The 19,684-nt window shown below is 69.9% G+C and carries 12 protein-coding genes and 1 pseudogene; 6 read left to right on the top strand and 7 right to left on the bottom strand.

Annotation, left to right across the window (positions count from 1 at the left end):
* Positions 1-79: 79 nt before the first annotated feature.
* From ABZ876_RS27420 to ABZ876_RS27430, 3 genes are all read left to right on the top strand, one after another.
* Entirely contained in the window at positions 80-343 is a 264-nt protein-coding gene (locus ABZ876_RS27420) for a hypothetical protein (RefSeq protein WP_361786594.1), read from the top strand.
* A gap of 129 nt (positions 344-472) precedes the next feature.
* Entirely contained in the window at positions 473-3,184 is a 2,712-nt protein-coding gene (locus tag ABZ876_RS27425; protein WP_361786597.1) for a SpoIIE family protein phosphatase, read from the top strand.
* 128 nt (positions 3,185-3,312) lie between these two features.
* Positions 3,313-4,452: an extracellular solute-binding protein gene (locus ABZ876_RS27430; protein WP_361786600.1), complete on the top strand. Its 1,140-nt coding sequence runs from the start codon at positions 3,313-3,315 to the stop codon at positions 4,450-4,452.
* Positions 4,453-4,818: 366 nt separating this feature from the next.
* On the opposite strand, the gene ABZ876_RS27435 is transcribed toward ABZ876_RS27430, so the two are convergent.
* Positions 4,819-5,586, bottom strand: coding sequence for a VWA-like domain-containing protein (locus ABZ876_RS27435; RefSeq protein WP_361786603.1), 768 nt, complete (start codon positions 5,584-5,586; stop codon positions 4,819-4,821).
* 179 nt (positions 5,587-5,765) lie between these two features.
* Positions 5,766-6,275 (bottom strand): annotated as a pseudogene (locus tag ABZ876_RS27440) (AAA family ATPase); the annotation flags it as partial.
* A gap of 92 nt (positions 6,276-6,367) precedes the next feature.
* Here ABZ876_RS27440 and ABZ876_RS27445 point away from each other — a divergent pair.
* Positions 6,368-7,441: an acyl-CoA desaturase gene (locus ABZ876_RS27445; protein ID WP_361786605.1), complete on the top strand. Its 1,074-nt coding sequence runs from the start codon at positions 6,368-6,370 to the stop codon at positions 7,439-7,441.
* A gap of 331 nt (positions 7,442-7,772) precedes the next feature.
* A complete protein-coding gene (locus tag ABZ876_RS27450; RefSeq protein ID WP_361786608.1) occupies positions 7,773-9,830 on the top strand; it encodes a discoidin domain-containing protein in 2,058 nt (685 codons plus the stop codon).
* Between the two features lie 175 nt (positions 9,831-10,005).
* On the opposite strand, the gene ABZ876_RS27455 is transcribed toward ABZ876_RS27450, so the two are convergent.
* The 3 genes from ABZ876_RS27455 to ABZ876_RS27465 form a co-directional block, all read right to left on the bottom strand.
* Positions 10,006-10,314, bottom strand: coding sequence for a hypothetical protein (locus tag ABZ876_RS27455; protein WP_361786611.1), 309 nt, complete (start codon positions 10,312-10,314; stop codon positions 10,006-10,008).
* Positions 10,315-10,668: 354 nt separating this feature from the next.
* On the bottom strand, positions 10,669-11,142 hold the full coding sequence (locus ABZ876_RS27460; protein ID WP_361786614.1) for a hypothetical protein: 474 nt from the start codon (positions 11,140-11,142) through the stop codon (positions 10,669-10,671).
* A gap of 151 nt (positions 11,143-11,293) precedes the next feature.
* Entirely contained in the window at positions 11,294-11,968 is a 675-nt protein-coding gene (locus tag ABZ876_RS27465; RefSeq protein ID WP_361786617.1) for a hypothetical protein, read from the bottom strand.
* A gap of 1,249 nt (positions 11,969-13,217) precedes the next feature.
* On the opposite strand from ABZ876_RS27465, the gene katG reads away from it, so the two are divergent.
* Entirely contained in the window at positions 13,218-15,407 is a 2,190-nt protein-coding gene (katG, locus tag ABZ876_RS27470) for a catalase/peroxidase HPI (protein ID WP_361786620.1), read from the top strand.
* A 409-nt stretch (positions 15,408-15,816) separates the two neighbouring features.
* Here the strand turns inward: katG and ABZ876_RS27475 are convergent, their stop codons facing one another.
* Both ABZ876_RS27475 and ABZ876_RS27480 read right to left on the bottom strand, forming a co-directional pair.
* The gene (locus tag ABZ876_RS27475; protein WP_361786623.1) at positions 15,817-16,419 is read right to left on the bottom strand and encodes a sarcosine oxidase subunit gamma family protein; all 603 of its coding nucleotides are present in this window, start codon (positions 16,417-16,419) and stop codon (positions 15,817-15,819) included.
* A complete protein-coding gene (locus tag ABZ876_RS27480) occupies positions 16,412-19,660 on the bottom strand; it encodes a sarcosine oxidase subunit alpha family protein (protein ID WP_361786626.1) in 3,249 nt (1,082 codons plus the stop codon). Before ABZ876_RS27480 ends, ABZ876_RS27475 begins: the two co-directional genes overlap by 8 nt.
* Positions 19,661-19,684: the final 24 nt, after the last annotated feature.

Genomic DNA, 19,684 nt, shown 5'->3' on the forward strand with positions numbered 1-19,684 from the left:
GCTGCTCGCCGGCTTGGTGGTGATGAGCTCGGCCGGCCCACCGCCGCCCGGGTCGGGGAACGCCGAGTCGGCTGGGCGGGTGAGCGCGACGGCCTTGCCCGCCCTCGGGCAGATGCGTCGGCGTCCGGCCGGTTTCGGCGTGCTGAGGTTCGCCGACGCCGTGGCGCTTGACCTCGCCTGCGGCCGGATGATCGGCTTCCGCTCCGGGGCCGCCTACCGCAACCGGGCGTCCGGCCGGCCACCCGGCCGGACGCCGCCTCCAACCGGTCCGCCCATCGAGGCGGGCGTCGACCTGGACCGGCTCGGTTCCATGCCGCTGCGCTTCGCGATCGACCGCCCATAAACGTAGAAAGGGAATATGCGCGGAGCTTCGGGTCGATTCGGGGACGACATCTCCAATGCGTCCATGCCGCATCGGCCCCGCCGGCCCCGTCGGCGAGGAGAACAGCGGCGGTCGGGTTCGCTGCTGAGCGTGCACAGCCTTGCCGGCCAGGTCTTCCTTCTGCAGCTGGCGGTCGTGGTGCTGCTCGTCGCAGCCACCCTGGTGGTGCTCGTGGTGCAGGCTCGACGCGACGTCCTGACGGACGCCCGGCAGCGGACGCTCACCGCGGCGCAGACGTTCGCGAACTCCCCGGGGATCGTCGCGGCCCTGAACAGCCCGAACCCCACCGCAGTGCTCCAGCCGCACGCCGAGGCGGCCCGGAAGGCCGCAGGCGTCGACGCCATCATCGTGTACGAGCTGAACGGGATCACCCTCACCCACAGCGACCCCCGTCAGATCGGGAAACACGTCATCGGGCCCTACGCGAAGGCGGCGGGCGGCAAGCCGTTCACAAGTACGTTCAAGGGCTCACTGGGGCTCTCGGTGATCTCGGCGGTCCCCGTCAGGGGCCCTGACGGCTCGGTCATCGCCATCGTCTCCGTGCCCGTCACGGTCGAGACGGTGCAGCACAGGGTGAACCGGCAGCTGCCGTTCCTCTTCGGCGGCGCCGCCACCGCCCTTGCCGTCGCCGCCGTCGGGTCGGGTCTGGCGAGCCGGCGGCTGCGGCGGCAGACCCATGGCCTGGGGCCGGCCGAGATGACCCGGATGTACGAGCACCACGACGCGGTCCTGCACGCCGTGCGGGAAGGAGTGCTGATCGTCGGCGGTGACGGCCGGCTGTTGCTGGCCAACGACGAGGCACGGCGGCTGCTGGACCTGCCGACGGACGCGGAACGGCGGCACATCACCGATCTGGGCCTGGACGAGGACCTCGCCGGGCTGCTCGCCTCCGACCTCCCCGCCACCGACGAGGTGTACCTGGCGGCCGACCGGCTCCTCGCGGTCAACAAGCGGCTCACCGCACCTCATGGACCCCGCGGCAGCGTGGTGACGCTCCGGGACACCACCGAGCTGCGGGCCCTGACCGGCCGGGCGGAGGTGGCGCGCGAACGGTTGAAGCTGCTCTACGACGCCGGACTGCGGATCGGCACCACGCTGGATGTGAAGCGCACGGCCGAGGAACTGGCCGAGGTGGCGGTGCCCCGGTTCGCCGACATCGTCACCGTCGAACTGCTGGACTCCGTCCTGTACGGCGAGGAGTCCACCGGTGCGACCGCCATGGTCACCGAGTTGCGCCGCGGTGCCGTCGCCGGGCTGGACCCGGACGATCCCCTGCACCCCGTCGGCGAGCTGATCCGGTTCATCCCGGTCCACCCCGTCTCCATGGCGATGGCCGACGGCCGACCGGTCCTGGTCGGGGACCTGAACGCCTCCGACGGCTGGCGGGCCCAGCATCCCGAACGTGCCCGGCGGGTCCTCGAGCACGGCATCCACTCGCTGCTGGTGGTTCCCCTGCGAGCCCGCGGCGTGGTCCTGGGAGTGGTCGACTTCTGGCGCGCGAAGGGCTCCCCGTCGTTCGACGACGAGGACGTGTCCTTCGCCGAGGAGCTGGCCGCCCGGGCAGCGCTGTGCATCGACAACGCCCGCCGCTACACCCGCGAACACACCATGGCCGTCACCCTGCAGCACAGCCTGCTGCCACGCGGGCTGCCCGAACAGTCCGCCCTCGACGTGGCCTACCGCTACCTGCCCGCTCAGGCCGGGGTGGGCGGGGACTGGTTCGACGTCATCCCGCTGTCCGGCACCCGGGTGGCGCTGGTCGTGGGCGATGTCGTCGGCCACGGTCTGCACGCCGCGGCGACCATGGGTCGGTTGCGTACCGCCGTGCACAACTTCGCCAGCCTGGACATGCCCGTGGAGGAGCTGCTGAGCCGGCTGGACGAACTGGTGGCCCAGATCGACGCCGAGGAGGCCACCACGGAGGACGGGCAGGGGACGATCACCGGGGCGACCTGCCAGTACGCCGTTTACGACCCCGCCTCCGGGCGGCTGGCCCTTGCCACTGCCGGCCATCCGGGACCGGCGGTGGTGCGGCCCGACGGGACCGTCGACTTCCCTCGGCTGCCCGTCTCCCCGCCACTGGGGCTCGGCGACGGCATGCCTGTCGAGACCGCTGAGCTCACCGTGCCCGAGGGTTCCCGGCTGGTGCTCTACACCGACGGGCTGATCGAGGACCGCACCCGGGACCTGGACGCCGGTCTGGCGGCCCTGCGCACTGCTCTGACAGGGCCCGATCGCACGCCGGAGGCCACCTGTACGGCGGTGATGACAGCCATGCTGTCCGACCGGCCCAGGGATGACATCGCACTGCTGGTGGCCCGCACGCGCCGGCTGGGACCAGCGCAGGTCGCCGAGTGGGACGTGTCCCGTGAGCCGGCGGCGGTGGCCCCGGTGCGCACCGCCTGCGTCCGCCGGCTCACGGAGTGGGGCCTGGAGCAGGTCGCCTTCACCGCCGAACTCATCCTCAGCGAGCTGATCACCAACGCCATCCGCCACGGCACCGAGCCCATCGCCGTCCGACTGCTCCGCACGGTGCCGACCGGCGGCCCCGCCGCGGGGACCCTGATCTTCGAGGTCTCCGACGGCAGCAGCACCTCGCCACGGCTGCGCCAGGCCCAAGACACCGACGAAGGCGGCCGCGGGCTGTTCCTGGTCGCTCGGTTCGCCGAACGCTGGGGGACTCGCTATACGGCCACCGGCAAGGTCATCTGGGCCGAACTGTCCCTCCACGACAGCGGCACGCCGGAGGCGGAAGAACTCGGCGAGATCCTGCTCGGCCAATGGGACGACACGGCACTCTGAGCAGAGCGTGTGTGTCACCTGCCGCTACGGTCCACGGCGCTATCGCGCATTCCTCCGGTGGTCCGACGCATCCTGTAACAAGCGACATCCCTTGGTGACAACCGCATCCCCTCACTCCTGGAGCAGGCGTGACTACACCCCGTGCCCGAGCAGCGGCCGTCCTCGGCTGCTTCGCTCTCGTGGCACTGGGCCTGAGCGCCTGTGAGGACGGATCGCCCCCCGGCCTCACGAAGCCGTCGCTGGCCACCTCCGCCGAGCAGGTGGGCGGCATGGGCGCACTGACCGCCGCGGCGAAACGGGAGGGCTCGCTCAGGGCGATCGCGCTGCCGCGTGACTGGGCCGACTACGGCGGCCTGATCGACGGCTTCGAGAAGAAGTACGGGATCAAGGTCACGGTCGAGGATCCGCTGGGCCACAGCGAGGACGAGATCGACGCCCTGATGAAGAGCGGGAACCGGCCGACAGCCCCCGACGTGATCGACGTGGGCGATACGTTCGCGCGGAACGCGGCGGCACAGAATCTGCTCGCGCCGTACAAGGTCGCCGCTTACGACTCGATCCCCGCCAGTCAGAAGGATCCGAAGGCCCGCTGGTACAACAACTACGGGGGTTACATCTCCATCGGCTGCGACGCCAATCGGGTCAAGCCCTGTCCGGAGACCTTCGCCGATCTGCTGAAACCCGCTTACAAGGGCAAGGTCGCACTGGAAGGCGACCCGCCCCGTTCGGCTACCGCCTTCGCCGCCGTCTACGCCGCCGCGCTGGCGAACAACGGGTCGTTCGATGACGTCCAGCCCGGTCTGGACTTCTTCTCCAAGCTCGGCAAGAACGGCAACCTCAACCCGCTCAAGTCCAACCTGGCGACAGTCCGGGACGGCCGGACCCCCATCAGCATCAACTGGGACTACATCAACCTCCACTACGCCGACCAGCTCCGCGACCAGGGCGTGAACTGGCAGGTCGCGATCCCCTTCGACGGCAGCTTCGCCCAGTACTACGCGCTGGCGATCAACAAAGACGCCCCGCACCCGGCGGCCGCCCGCCTGTGGCAGGAGTACCTCTTCAGCCCGGAGGGCCAGAACTTGCGGCTGCTCGGCTACGCCCGCCCGGTGCTCATGAACGCCATGAAGCAGGACGGCACCCTCGACAAGGCCGCGGCCGCACGACTGCCGACGGTTGAGGGAACGCCGCAGTTCCCGACGGACGCGCAACTCGAGAAGGCGAAGAAGACAGTCGCCCAGGGCTGGGAGAAGGCCGTCCCCGGCTAGGGCCGTGAGCGCACCTCCTCGGACGGAGAGGTGCCCTTCCGGTGGGAGACCCGCCCGGGCCGGCGAACGCCATTCCCGCGCCTCACCCGTCGAAGCGGGACCGCAACCTGTCAGCTGCCTGCGCCGGCGTCAGCCGGGCCCGGCTCTGGAGGACGACCCCGCCTGCTGACGGGCGAGGGAGCCCACGGGCCGCACAAGCTCATCCTCCTGATCGAAGACCTCCTGGCCCGCGGCGCCCGGAACATTGTGCTGCCGGCCCCTGCACCCGAGCCGACCCCGAAGCTGCCCGGTATCCCCGGCTCTACGCCTTCACCTCACCCGGCGCGTCCGTACGCGGATCGGGAACTGACGTCCTCCGGCAGAGCGTCAGCCGGGAATGCGCACCGTCTCCACCCAGGTCGGGGGCCGTGGTGCAGCGGAGCCGCTCAAAGCCGCGATGATGCGGCAGGGCGGGTTCTCGTCGGGCCAGGGGGTGAGTCCGTCGGTGAGGACGACGACGATGTTCGGGCGATCCCGCGTCGCGAGCGCTGCCGCGATTCCGACGCGCATGTCCGTGCCGCCACCGCCGCCCAGGGTGATCTGCTCGGCGGTCGCCACCCGGGAGACGGCCTGCACGTCGGCGTCGCACGCGAGCACGGTCACGCGATTACCCCGTACACCCACCTCGCGCAGTACGCCCGTCACCTCCGCGAGGGCGGCGGCCAGTTCGGCGTCGCCCATCGAGCCGGAGGTGTCGATCACGACGGCCACCCGCGGCAGCGGGCGGCGCAGGCTCGGCAGGACGACCCCGTGCAGCGCCGGAGTACGGCGCGAGGGGCGGCGATAGGTGTAGTCGACGGCTCCGCCGGCCCATGCGGCGGCCTCCCGGACCGCTCCGGACAACGCCCGCCGCCAGTCCACCGTGGGTTCCAGGATCTCCTCGGCCCAGCGCTGCCGGCCCGCGGGCAGGGTGCCACGGCCGCGTTGATGGGCGCGCATAGCCTGGGCGGTCTGCCGCCGCAGCGCCTGCGCCTCGACCTCGCCGAGCCGTGCGGGGCCGGCCGACTCCGGGAGTTCCCAGGGCGCGGGCCGGCCGTGAGCGCCCGATCCGCAGTCCGGCGCCCGCACATGCGGCGGCAGCCGGTCGAGGTACACCTCGAAAACTGGCCTTCGGGGATGCCGAAGAGGCTCGGTTCCATGCGCCCGTCGGGCAGGCGCAGGCCGTCGGCGAGCAGGTCGTCGTTGATCTCTCAGTCCTGCGCGACATTGACGCGGTGCGAGTCGCGCTGGGCGGCGGCGGGGAGCCGGTCTGCGTGGCCGTGGTGGTCGCGCAGCAGGTGCGCCACCGAGGACAGCAGCTCGATGCCCGCGCCGTCCCCGGCCGCGCCGGTGAGCGCGGCGGCCAGCGCCTCACGGCCGACGCCGGCCGAGTACCCGGCGGCGAGCAGCTTGAGTGCCATCTCCCAGGTGCGGGGGGACGGCCAGGACCGGCCCCGGCTCTCGGCGTCGCCGGGAATGTGGTGGACCAGGCCGGGGCGGGCCGTGAGGAAGCCGGAGATCGCGCCACGGGCCCGTGCGACCGCACCGGGCACCTTGGCGGCATCGACGGCGGGCACGGCCACCTCCGGCCAGGTGCCGGCCACGCCGCGGGCGACCGTCCGCGGGTCGTGGGTCCATTCGAGGTGCACGAACCGGTTGGCGAGCGGCGGGCTGAGATGCCAGCCGTCCGTCGCGCTGGAAGGCGGGTTGGCGGCGGCGACGATACGTACGGCCTCCGGCAGTACCAGGCTGCCGACCCGTCGTTCGAGCACCACTCGCAGCAGCGCTGCCTGCACGGCCGGCGGGATAACCCCCGACAGTCGATGGGGCGGGCCCCGTGTGTATACGGGGGCTGACGGGCTTCTTCGGGCAGTACAGCCGTCCCCAGAATTTCGGTATGACGATTTCTCCCGCCACCTCCGTGGCACCCCGCCACTCCCCCGTCGATCCGGGCACGTCGCGCCCCGGTGCCGGCAGCGACTTCGCCGGACTTTCCCAGCGAATCGCCGAGGCCGGGCTGCTGAAGCGGCGCCCCGGCTACTACACGGTGCGGCTCGGTCTCGTGATCGGGTCGTTCGCTGCCGGCTGGGGAGCCTTCTTCGCTCTCGGCGACAGCTGGTGGCAACTGGCGGTCGCCGCCTTTCTGGCGGTGGTGTTCGGACAGATAGCCCTGGTGGCGCACGACCTGGCCCACCGGCAGGTCTTCCGGCGGCGCCGGCACAGCGAGATCGGTGGACGGTTGTTCGGCAACCTCGGCATCGGCATGAGCTACGGCTGGTGGATGAACAAGCACACCCGCCACCACGCCAACCCCAACCATGAGGAACTCGACCCGGACGTCGCCCCGGACATACTGGTGTGGTCCACCGAACAAGCCCGTGACAGCCGGGGTATTGCCCGCCTCCTCGGTGGTCACCAGGCACTGCTGTTCTTCCCGTTGCTGACCCTGGAAGGCTTCAACCTGCACGTCGCGAGTGTGCGGGCGCTGCGCTCACCGTCCATGAAGAACCGGCTGCTGGAGGGCGCTCTGCTCCTGCTGCACATCGCCGCTCTTCTCTCCGCCCTGTTCCTGGTGCTCTCACCGGGCAAGGCGGTGGCGTTCCTCGCGGTGAACCAGTGCCTGTTCGGCGTCTATCTGGGGTGCACCTTCGCTCCCAACCACAAGGGCATGCCGACGATCACCGGCGATCGGCAGCTCGACTTCCTGCGACGCCAGGTCCTGACATCGCGCAACGTGCGCGGCGGCTGGTTCACCGACGTGCTGCTGGGCGGGCTGAACTACCAGATCGAGCACCACCTGTTCCCCAGCATGCCCACGGTCCATCTACGTCGGGCCCAGATGATCGTGCGGCAGTACTGCGCCGAGATCGGGGTGCCGTATCACGAGACCGGACTGATCCAGTCCTACCGTGAGGCCCTGACGCACATGCACCGCGTGGGAGAGCCGATCAGGCAGCGGCGCGGAGCGTGAACAGCGGGAGGAACGCACGTCGGCAGCCGGAAGATCGGTGGACCGGGTGACAAGTCCCGAGCGCAGAGCGGCGGAAGTGCCGCCGAGGCGGTAGGACGAGGCGCGTTCGGGCCGTGAGGGCGGCCGGGTGTCGGTGCCGGTTGTCTTCCGCGACGAAGCACCCGAAGCCATCATCCAGCGCCCGAGTATTGACTCGTAAGGCGGCACTGGCGATCCTCATGGCGCACAGTTTGCGTAGGACATGACAAATTTATGCGCGGGTGCCTCCGAGCCCTGACCTCCTTGTCGGAGGACCGCGCATTCCGCCGACCGAGGGACGTGGGCCGTGGCCATGAGCAGACTCCCGCACCGCCGACGCACGGTCGTCACCGTAGTGCCGCTGCTCCTCCTCGTACTGGCCGTCGTGCTCGGCCCCACCCCGAGTTCGGCGGCCGGAAACGACTGGTGGGTCCCAAGCGCACGACCGACGCCGGACTCCCAGATCAACGTGACCGGCGAGCCGTTCACGGGCACCAACGCCAAGGGCGAGGTGCGCGGGTTCGTCGACGCCCACGACCACCTGTTCTCGAACGAGGCCTTCGGCGGGCGTCTCATCTGCGGCAAGACGTTCTCCGAGGCCGGGATCGCCGACGCGCTCAAGGACTGTCCCGAGCACTACCCGGACGGCTCGTTGGCCGTCTTCGACTTCATCACCAAGGGCGGTGACGGCAGACACGACCCGGTCGGCTGGCCCACCTTCAGGGACTGGCCCGCTCACGACTCGCTGACCCATCAGCAGAACTACTACGCGTGGGTGGAACGGGCCTGGCGCGGCGGCCAGCGGGTGCTCGTCAACGACCTCGTCACCAACGGCGTGATCTGCTCGGTGTACTTCTTCAAAGACCGCAGCTGCGACGAGATGACGTCCATCCGGCTGCAGGCGAAGCTGACATACGACCTTCAGGCCTACATCGACAAGATGTACGGCGGCGCCGGAAAGGGCTGGTTCCGGATCGTCACCGACAGCGCCCAGGCCCGAGAGGTCATCAAGCAGGGCAAGCTGGCGGTCATCCTGGGAGTGGAGACCTCCGAGCCGTTCGGCTGCAAGCAGATCCTGGACATTCCGCAGTGCGACAGGAAGGACATCGACGCCGGCCTGGACGAGCTGTACGCGCTGGGCGTGCGCAGCATGTTCCTGTGCCACAAGTTCGACAACGCGCTGTGCGGCGTCCGCTTCGACTCGGGCAGCCTCGGAACGGCCATCAACGTCGGACAGTTCCTGTCGACCGGCACCTTCTGGAAGACGGAGAAGTGCACGGGGCCGCAGCACGACAACCCCATCGGCTCGGCCGCGGCACCCGGGGCCGAGGCCAAACTCCCGGCGGGCGTGAGTGCCCCCTCGTACGGCTCGGACGCGCAGTGCAACGTCCGCGGGCTCACCGACCTCGGTGAGTATGCCGTACGCGGCATGATGAAACGCAAGATGATGCTGGAGATCGACCACATGAGCGTCAAGGCCGTCGGCCGCGCGCTCGACATCTTCGAGGCCGACTCCTACCCCGGTGTGATCTCCTCGCACAGCTGGATGGACCTGAACTGGACCGAACGGGTCTACGGCCTCGGCGGCTTCATCGCCCAGTACATGCACGGCTCCGAGGGATTCGTGGCCGAGGCGAACCGCACCAAGGCGCTGCGGGACAAGTACGGCGTCGGCTACGGCTACGGCACGGACATGAACGGTGTCGGCGGCTGGCCGGGCCCCCGGGGAGCTGACGCGCCCGACAAAGTCACCTACCCCTTCCGCAGCGTCGACGGAGGCTCCCTCATCGACCGGCAGACCACCGGCGAGCGCACCTGGGACCTGAACACCGACGGAGCCGCGCACTACGGCCTCGTCCCTGACTGGATCGAGGACATCAGGCTGGTCGGAGGCCAGGGCGTGGTGAACGACCTCTTCCGGGGTGCCGAGTCCTACCTGGACACCTGGGGAGCGACCGAACAGCACCAGGCGGAGGTCAACCTCGCCAAGGGGGCGTCGGCCACGGCGAGTGGGACGGAGTGGAACCCGTTCACCAGCTACGCGCCGGGCCGCGCCGTCGACGGCACACGGGACACGCGCTGGGCCAGTGGCTGGAGCGACGACCAGTGGCTGCAAATCGACCTGGGCTCCACTCACCGGGTCGGACGGGTCACGCTCGACTGGGAGCGCGCGTACGGGAAGTCGTACCGCATCCAGCTCTCGACGGACGGGGCGAACTGGCAGACGGTCTGGTCGACCACCACGGGCGATGGCGGCCTTGACACCGCCCGTTTCACCGGCACACCGGCGCGCTACGTCCGCATCACGGGCACGGAGCGTGGCACCAGGTGGGGATACTCGCTGTACGAGGTCGGCGTGCACGGCGCCTGACGCCGGTTCCGCCGACCCGGAAGCGGGAGCCCGCCCGCAACCGGGCCGGACCACGAAGCTGCCCGGTGGTGCCGCCGCTGCGTACACGCTGGCGGCACCACCGGGCAGCAGTGCCCTGTGGACCCACTCGCTCACCTTCAGCGACTTGCCGGCCAATCCGCTGCTCGGTGGGTGGTCAGGCCTGGCGGCCGAGCAGAGGTACGGGCTTCGGCGCCTCGCAGGACCGCCCCGCGCCCTTCGCGGCGCGAGGGCCGAAGTGGAGCAGCTGCCAGAGCGTCCGGCCCCGAGCGATATCGGTCCGGCCGGCGTGTGTGTGCTCGACGGTTACGTCGCCGATGAACCTGTGGTAAGCACCGGCGCTTCCCAAGTCCAGCAGGAAGGCGTCCCTGCGGTGCTGGAAGGTCACGGCGTAGGAGGCGGACGCGTCTCCGGTCCGGTACGTCAACCGCTTCCCGACCGGCACCCCGCTCTGCTCGTTGACCATTGACGTCGTCCTCGAGCAAGGTCAGGCTGTCCGGACCGGCGGCGGGGGCAAGGATCTCGCCGGACCTGACGACCAGGAATGCCGGTATCTCCGCTTTCTCGTAGGCCTCGTTGGTGACGAACATCAGCGTGACGGCGGTGTAGTCGCCCACGCAGGCCCGGCCCCGGTACCAGTGGTCGAGCACTTTCCGCGGGGCGCCGTTGCCCCAGTTGTGGTCGTGGTAACCCACACCGGTCAGCCGCTCGGTGCGGCCGTCGCGGACGAGGGTGACGTCCGCCGCGTTCCTTGTCGCCACCGGCAGCCAGGCGATGTAGTGCTCCTCGTTCACAGAGCCACGAAGCATGAGTCGGCGCGTCACTGGTCATCGAGGGATGCCTGCCGGGCAAGGAACTCCTCGAACGCCGCCCGCTGCTTCGGATCCATGAAGCCTTGGCGGACACTGCGGGCCTTCTCCTGGAGCCAGTGCGCCTCCTCGGGGTCCAGTAGCTCAGCGACCACCACGCCTTCGCGAGCAACCGCCGTGCGCCCTCCTACGCGACGACGGAAAAGCGTGAACGCGCCGAATTCTGCTGGGTGGGCCAGTTCCGGCTCCTCCGCCACAGCCCGGTTCTCTTCCCCAGCGCCACTCGTCGGGGAGGCGGTGGGGGCCCAATGCTCCCAGAGCGCCAGCGTGGCCGCGGGCACCAACACCGCGCGTTCCGCCTCTTCACGCCCCTCCCACATGAACGTGACAGTGACGGGCTCGCCGACTGCCTCGGCCAACCCGAGCACCCTCTCCATCTCATCGTTGATCGGGTAACCCACCACGACATCGATCTGAATGCCCATGGTGCCCGAGGCTACTGGCCGCCTCCGACAGCCGGAAACCTTCAAGGAGACAGGTCCAAGCGGCGGCCGCAGCCTTGCGATCCCTGCCGAGCCGCCCCGGCTGCCTCGCGGGCGTACGGACCGCGAGGCAGCCAGGTGCGCAATCGGTGGATCAGCCCTGGACGACGAACGTCTTGGCCTTACCGGAGCGGCCGGAGCAGGAACGCTTCTCCTCAGCTGTCATCTTCCTGGACTTGACGACCACCGCGTTGCTCTGGCCGTCCGTCCCGTTCGGGGCAGGCCCCGAGATGACGTCGGGGACGAACCAGAAGTAGTGGCCCCACTTCCGGTCGTCGTAATGGGTCTGCCATGTGCCGGAGACGGTCTGCATCACCTGCGCACGGGAGATCCAGCCGACTTCACCGGGTTTCACCGTCATGTTGACGGAGCTGGTCTCCGAGTGCGTGCTCGACCAGGTGTGGCTGTAAGTCGCCGTCACGCTGAGGTCGATGATTCCCGCTATCTTGCCGCCGGCGGTCACGGATACGCCTGCCGAGTCCGTGGAACCGACTGTGTCGGACCAGGTCATCGACTGGGTGGCAGGCGATGTGCTGCAGTTGTAGAGCGAGTCGGAGACCCGGTGGAAGTCTCCGAGATACGCCTGACCCAACTTGGGGTCGTTGAAGGTGCACTTCCCTTCACCCGAGTCGCAGTCGGCTATGAGCTGTGCCCGGGTGGGCTGATCATCGGCCGAGGCCGGAACGGCCATCGCCGCGACCATGCCCAGGGCAGCCGCTGAGAGCCCCAGCATCCGTCCGCCGTAGCGCATCCTGCGGTTGTTCGCCATACATGTGCCTTTCGCTGTGCATGAGGGGGGTCGGCGATCGCAGGAAGCGCGACTGACCAGTCACCACGATCACCGCCGGTTGCGGCCTTGAAGGCGCAACAACTGACTTATCTACACCAGCAGTTGATGAAATCCCAGCCGTGGGTGACCCTGCACCTGTAGCGGTCGGCGGTCTCTCGGCCGTATCAGGTGGCCGCTGCCCGCCGGCAACCCTTCCGTCGCTTCATGGTGCCGACGCCTGGATGGTGACGGGATGCCATGAGGCCAGGCACAGCGCTCCCCCGACGCCCCCGATGCCCCCGGCGCAGCCCGGGGATCTCCCCCGCGTCGTCACCGCCGGCCTCGTCCGCACCGCCATCGAGTGGTACGACAACTCATTCGGTCGGGGCTGGACCTGCGGTCCTTCTCCCGGGCGGCCTGGAGTCAGCACCGAACCGGCACCAGGTCCGGACGGTGCTCACCGGGAGCCCGGGAGCCGATCCGGGCACTGGTCGCGGGACCGTCGTGGGGAAGCCGGACGGCTCTACCGTCCGGGGTCAGCCGCTTCAAGGCGATCCAATCCTGGAGTCCGGCACACTGGGGCTCGCCACTCAGCAGCGGACCGGCCGGCGTGGCCTTGGGCGTCCCTCCTCTCCCCTGGAAGGACCTGGCCGGCAGGAGGCCCGTCATCCTGGTCGGTCCGGCCGTCGCAGCAGGCGGCATGCCGCTTTCCTCGAACAGTGAGACGTGGCGACAGCCGGGGACACGGGGACCGCGAGCTCGACACGGCCCTGGGCCGACTGTGACGCGGAGACGACGACGGGGACGGCGTGCGCCTTGCAGAAGCCACCGGGGCCGAAGGCCTCGAGGGTTTCCCGCACGCGGGTCAGGAACGCGGTGGTGCACCCGCGCGCTCCGCGAAGGCTGCAAACACGCATCGGGGTCGCAGGTTCACCGCTCCATCAAGTGCCAGGCCATACAACTGTCCGCCTCCGCTTCTCATGTCAGCCGGGCGATCATGATGATCGGAAATAGCCGCCTTTCCTCGCATGCCTCAGGGACCGAGAGAACCGTCAACCATTGAGCCTGACCGCAAACCACTTTGTACATCGAGTTCTTGTTACGCGGGGTGTTATGCGTGTTCTGCGTGTTCTCGTGGTGGTGCGGTCAGCCGTGCGCGACCATACGGATGCCGACACGTGCTCGACACCAGCAAGACAGACAGCAGCAGCCAGCAGAAGGAAACACCGAGACAGGAAGAAGGACGGACGTGTCCCGCAGCGAAAGCGAGAACCCGGTAATCCCCTCTCCGACCCCCACACCGACTCGCCCCAAGACGAATCGGGACTGGTGGCCGAATCAGCTGGACCTCCAGGTTCTCCACCGGCACTCGCCCCAGTCCAATCCGCTGGGCGAGGACTTCAACTATGCAGAAGAGTTCGCGACCCTCGACCTCGACGCGCTGAAGCAGGACCTCTTCGAGGTGATGACGGCGTCGCAGGACTGGTGGCCTGCCGACTACGGCCACTACGGTCCGCTCTTCATCCGGATGAGCTGGCATGCCGCGGGAACGTACCGCATCGCCGACGGCCGGGGCGGTGCCGGCGCCGGTGCTCAGCGTTTCGCCCCCCTCAACAGTTGGCCGGACAACGCGAGCCTCGACAAGGCACGCCGTTTGCTCTGGCCGGTCAAGCAGAAGTACGGCCGGAAAATCTCCTGGGCCGACCTTCTGGTCTTCGCCGGCAACTGTGCAATGGAATCGATGGGTTTCAAGACGTTCGGGTTCGGCTTCGGGCGAGAGGACATCTGGGAACCCGAGGAAATCTTCTGGGGGCCCGAGGACACGTGGCTCGGAGACGAGCGCTACAGCGGCGACAGGGAACTCGTCGGTCCTTTCGGTGCCGTGCAGATGGGACTGATCTACGTCAATCCGGAGGGCCCCAACGGTAACCCGGATCCGATGGCCGCCGCCCGGGACGTTCGCGAGACATTCGGGCGGATGGCAATGAACGACGAGGAGACGGTTGCGCTCATCGTCGGCGGCCACACGTTCGGCAAGTGTCATGGCGCGGTCGATCCCTCGTACATCGGCCCAGAACCCGAGGCGAGTCCCATCGAGCAGCAAGGCCTCGGCTGGAGGAACACGTACGGCAGCGGAAAGGGCGGCGACGCCCTCACCAGTGGGCTCGAGGGCGCGTGGACCTCCGAGCCGACGAAGTGGGACAACAGGTACCTGGACAACCTCTTCGGGTACGACTGGGAGCTGACGACGAGTCCTGCCGGCGCGAAACAGTGGACTCCCACGGATCCGTCGGCCAAGGGCACTGTGCCTGATGCTCATGATCCGTCGAAGAGGCACGCTCCCATGATGCTGACGACGGACCTCGCGCTGAAGGTGGATCCGATCTACGGGCCGATCGCGAAGAGCTTCCACGAGAACCCGGACAAGCTCGCGGTCGCGTTCGCCAAGGCGTGGTACAAGCTGTTGCACCGCGACATGGGACCCCTCTCGCGTTATCTCGGCCCGTGGGTTCCCGAGCCTCAGCTGTGGCAGGACCCCGTACCCGACGTCGATCACGAACTGGTCGCGGCCGAGGACATCGCTGCGCTCAAGGGCAGGATCCTCACCTCGGGACTGTCCATCTCCCAGCTGGTCACCACCGCTTGGGCGTCGGCGGCAAGCTTCCGCGGCACCGACAAGCGTGGCGGGGCCAACGGGGCACGGATCCGGCTCGCGCCGCAAAGGGACTGGGAGGTCAATGACCTGCCCGAGGTGGCCCAGACCTTGCAGACCCTCGAGCAGATCCGGCAGGACTTCGACCTCTCACAGTCCGGCGGAAAGAAGGTTTCGCTCGCCGACCTGATCGTCCTGGGCGGGTGCGCGGCCGTCGAGCAAGCCGCGAAGAACGCCGGGCACGACATCACAGTCCCGTTCACACCGGGGCGCACGGACGCCTCCCAGGAGCAGACGGACGTGGAGTCGTTCGCCGTGCTCGAACCCACGGCAGACGGGTTCCGCAACTACCTCCGGGCGGGAGAGAAGCTGTCACCGGAGACGCTCCTACTGGACCGCGCCAACCTGCTGACACTGACCGCTCCCGAGATGACGGTTCTCATCGGCGGCATGCGTGCCCTGAACACCGGCTTCGAGCGGTCCCCCCACGGCGTCCTGACCCACCGGCCGGAGACATTGACCAATGACTTCTTCATCAACCTGCTCGACTTGGGCACGGAGTGGAAGGCGTCGGCCTCGGCTGAGGACGTGTTCGAGGGTCGGGAACGCGCCACGGGCGAGGTCAAGTGGACCGCCACCGCCGCCGACCTCGTCTTCGGTTCGCACTCCCAGCTCCGAGCCGTCTCGGAGGTCTATGCGTCCCGGGACGCCGGAGAGAAGTTCGTGCGTGACTTCGTGGCCGCGTGGGACAAGGTGATGAACCTCGACCGGTTCGAGCTCGCCTGAGCCCGATGTCCCGGTCGGCCGCTCATCGGCCGACCGGGACATCCTCGCCTCCAGCTGGTGAGCTCGGTGACGCACAGGACGACATGGGCGGACCCAAGGCGCTGCCTGTCCCGCCCGGGGGTGCGGGCACGGGCGCCCCATGGATGCGGTCGAGGGCGCCCGAACGCATCGCCCCCCCCAGGGCTCCGCGCTGTAGCCCGCGCTGCGGTGTGGTGACGTGATGTCGAAACGTCCGACTGCGCGTCCGGGGGGAGCGGCGGTGAAGAGGTGGCTGACCAAGAACAGCGCGGAAGGAATGCGCCTGTGCCGTGCAACGGGCCGCAGCCACCCCTCGGAGCCGCCCGCGCGGTCGGCACGGTGGATGACGGACGTTATTCCGCTCGAGCGGTACGTCCTCCTCCGGAGCCGTTCACCCGTATTCCACGGCCGCGTCCAGCAGCCAGTCCGTCAGATAGCCGGCGAAGGAGGAGCGCACCAGTACCCAGAAGCCGGCCCTGGCTTCGTCGCGGGCGACCAGGACGACCTGTGCGCGGGCCAGCATCGTCTGGGCGCAGCGGCCGGGGCCGAAGGCGCGCGGATGGAGGTCCAGTGGGCAGCCGTGGGACAGCAGGTCGCGGGCGCGGGGTCCGGTGACCAGGATGGTGGTCCGCTGGGCGGAAACGTCGGTGACGGAGACGGGGCCGTCCCCGGCTGCCGTGCGGATCCGGCTCTCCAGATCCCGCTGGGCGCCGGGCCGGCCGACCACCAGCCATTCGTCGGGGCCGAGCCACACCACGGTCAGGTTCCCGGCGCGCACGACGGTGTTGGGTTCCAGGGGCAGCTGGAGCCCCAGGGCGAGTCCGACGGCGTCCGCCGCCGGGCTCTTCGCGTCGAGGCGGACGTTCACCTGGGCCAGGAAGGGGACTTCGGCCAGGCGGACCGCGCCCCCGGAGGAGCGCGTCGCGGCGGCCAGGCGGTCGGCGGCATGCACCAGGGGGCTGCGCTGCCGTGCGGTCAGGGCGGTGTCAGCCATCGCGGCGGGCTCCCTCGGGGTCGTAGAGGACGGGGCTTGCGACGGTCACCGGGAGCATCCGGTCGCCGACGGGTGCGTACAGGCGTTCACCGATACGGTCCCGGCCGCCCTTGATCAGGGCGAGCGCGAAGGTCCGGCCGAGCGCCGCGCTGCGGTAGCTGGAGGTGACATGGCCCAGCATCGGGACCGGCGGGGCGGGCAGTGCGCTGTCAGCGACCAGGTGGGTGCCCTCGGGGAGGAAGACGGCCGGGTCCACGGGGAGCAGGCCGACGAGGTGCTTGCGGTCGGGGCGGACGGTGTCGGCGCGGGCGTAGGAGCGCTTGCCGATGAAGTCGGGCTTCTTCTTCGACACCGCCCAGCTCATGCCCAGGTCCTGCGGGGTGACCGTGCCGTCGGTGTCCTGACCGATGATCGGGTAGCCCTTCTCGGCGCGCAGGACGTGCATGGTCTCTGTCCCGTACGGGGTGATGCCGTACGGGGCACCAGCCTCGTACAGCGCCTGCCACAAAGCGAGGGCGTCCCACGGTGACACGTTGATCTCGTAGGCGAGTTCGCCGGAGAAGCTGATCCGGCACACGCGCGCGTCGATGCCCGCCACGGTCGTCTCCCGCCACGCCATGAACGGGAAGTCGTCGTTGGACACGGCAAGTTGCGGCGCGAGCGAGCCGAGGAGCCGGCGGGAGCGGGGACCGACCAGGGCGACGGTGGCCCACTGCTCGGTCACGGAGGTGCAGTGGACGCGCAGTTCGGGCCACTCGGTCTGCAGCCACTCCTCCATCCAGTCCAGAACGGCCGCCGCGTTGCCGGTGGTGGTGGTGACCAGGAAGCGCTCCTGGGTCAGCCGAATGACGGTGCCGTCGTCGAAGATCATGCCGTCCGGGCGGCACATCACGCCGTAGCGGATCATGCCGACCTTCAGGGTGCTCATCATGTTGGTGTAGAGCAGGTCGAGGAAGGCCCCGGCGTCCGGGCCCTGCACGTCGATCTTGCCGAGGGTGGAGGCGTCCATGAACGCGACGCCCTCGCGGGCGGCACGGCACTCGCGCAGCACGGCGGTCTCCATGTCCTCGCCGTCCCGCGGGTAGTACCAGGGGCGCTTCCACTGGCCGACGTTCTCGAAGAGGGCGCCGTGCTCGGCATGCCAGCCGTGCAGGGCGGTCGTGCGGACCGGGTCGTGCAGCGCGCCGCGGTCTCGGCCCGCGAGGGTGGCGAAGGAGACGGGCGTGTAGGGCGGGCGGAACGTCGGCAGGCCGAGCGCGGAGATGTCCACGCCGAGGAGTTCCGCGACGATGCCGCTCGCGAGAACGCCGGCTGTCCTGCCCTGGTCGTTGGCGGTGCCGGCCGTGGTGTAGCGCTTGGTGTGCTCGACCGAGCGCAGGCCCGCTCCCGTCGCGCGGGCAAGGTCGTCGACGGTGACGTCGCGTTGGAGGTCGACGAAGCGGGGTGCGGCGGCCGGTGCGGGGACGGCGAAGACCTGCATGGGCGGCGACTGCGGCCGGACGGCGACCGCGGGCAGTGCGGGAGCCTCGGCGGTGTAGCCCTCGGCTTCGACGGCACGGACGCCTGCCGCCGCGCCCTGGGCGAGCGCTGCGGCGAGGTCGAAGGTGCCGGCCGCGCTGCCCGCGACCTCCAGCGCCTGACGGCAGGTGTCCGGGACGAACGTGCCGAGCGCCTCGTCGTGGCGGAGCCTGCCGCCGGCCTGGCTGAACAGGTGCGCCACGGGGTTCCAGCCGCCGGAGACCAGCAGGAGGTCGACGGCGAACTCACGCTGTCCGGCAAACTCTCCGTACGGGGCGACCGTTACGGCGGTGAGGCGGGCCTCGCCCTCAGTGCCGATGACGGCGTGGCCTGTCAGCACCTCGATCCCGGCGGACCGGGCGCGGTCGGCCCACTCCCCCGGTGCGGGACGCGTGTCGACGATCGCCGCGATCTCGACGCCCGCCGCCGCGAGGTCGAGGGCGGCGGGGTAGGCGCTGTCGTTCGTCGTGAAGACGACGGCGTGGCGGCCGGGGGCGACTCCGTGGCGGTTGACATACGTGCGGGCCGAGGCGGCCAGCATCACGCCGGGGCGGTCGTTGTCCCCGAAGGCCAGTGAGCGCTCATGGGCGCCGGTGGCGAGGACGACTCGGCGGGCACGGATGCGCCAGACGCGTTCGCGGGAGACGTTCTCGGGGGCCCCGGCGCCGAGATGGCTGGTACGGCGTTCGACGGCCAGGAGGTGGTTGTCGTCGTAGTAGCCGAAGACGGTGGTACGGCGCAGGACGCGCACCTCGGGGGCCGCGTCCAGCAGGGCGGCGGTGGCCGAGACCCAGTCGAGGTGTTCGGCCGTGCCGAGCAGGCCCCCGCCGGGCTCCGGCTGGTCGTCGGCGAGGATGACGCGGGCGCCGCTGCGTGCTGCCGCGGCTGCCGCCGCGAGGCCGGCCGGGCCGGCGCCGACGATCAGCAGGTCGCAGTGGGCGTGTACGGCGTCGTAGCGGGCGGGGTCCGGTTCGGTGGCGAGGCGGCCCTGGCCGGGGAGGCTGCTCGCGACCAGGCCGTCGTACAGCTCGACGGTCGTCGCGGGGAGCATCGGCTCGGGGAAGGGGGCCTCGATCTGGACCACCGCGTTCGGCTCCTCGACGCCGGCCGAGAAGATGCCGCGGGGACGGCCGAGCTTGGTGCTGGTCGCTGCCGCGATGACGCCGTTGGCAAGGAGCGCGGAGGCGAGGGTGTCGCCGCGGAATCCCTCGTACCGGATGCCGTCGAAGGTGAAGGTCAGGGGGTGGTTGCGGTCGATTCGGCCACCGTCGGCCAGACGGAAGGGCTGCGTCTTCCATGTCCCGCCCCCGGTGTCCGAGGGGCCCGCCCCCTTGACCGCCGCTGGGGGCGGCGCCGCCGGACTCCCATCGCCCTGGACGGGCTCGTCCTCGAACTCCCCCGGAGGGGGTACCCCCGGACGGGCGGCCGGACTTGTCGGCCTCGCCTCGAACGTCGCCGGACGCGACTCGCCCGTCCTGTACACCGCGAGAATCTCGTTCGTCGCCGTGTCCCGCACCGCGTTGAACCACCGGCGGCACCCGGCCGCGTGGCTCCAGCGCTCGGCGAACGGCCCCTTCGGGTTGTCGCGGAAGAACAGGTACCGCGCCCACTCCTCGTCGGTGAGGGCGGCCGGGTCCTCGGGGTAGGCCACGTGCGCCTGGCCGCCGTAGTGGAACTCGGCCTCGTCGCGGGGCCCGCACCACGGGCAGGGGATGAGCAGCATGTCGTTCGGCTCCCTTGGGAATCC

It is taken from the genome of Streptomyces sp. NPDC046931, from assembly GCF_040644655.1.
Classification (GTDB): Bacteria; Actinomycetota; Actinomycetes; order Streptomycetales; family Streptomycetaceae; genus Streptomyces.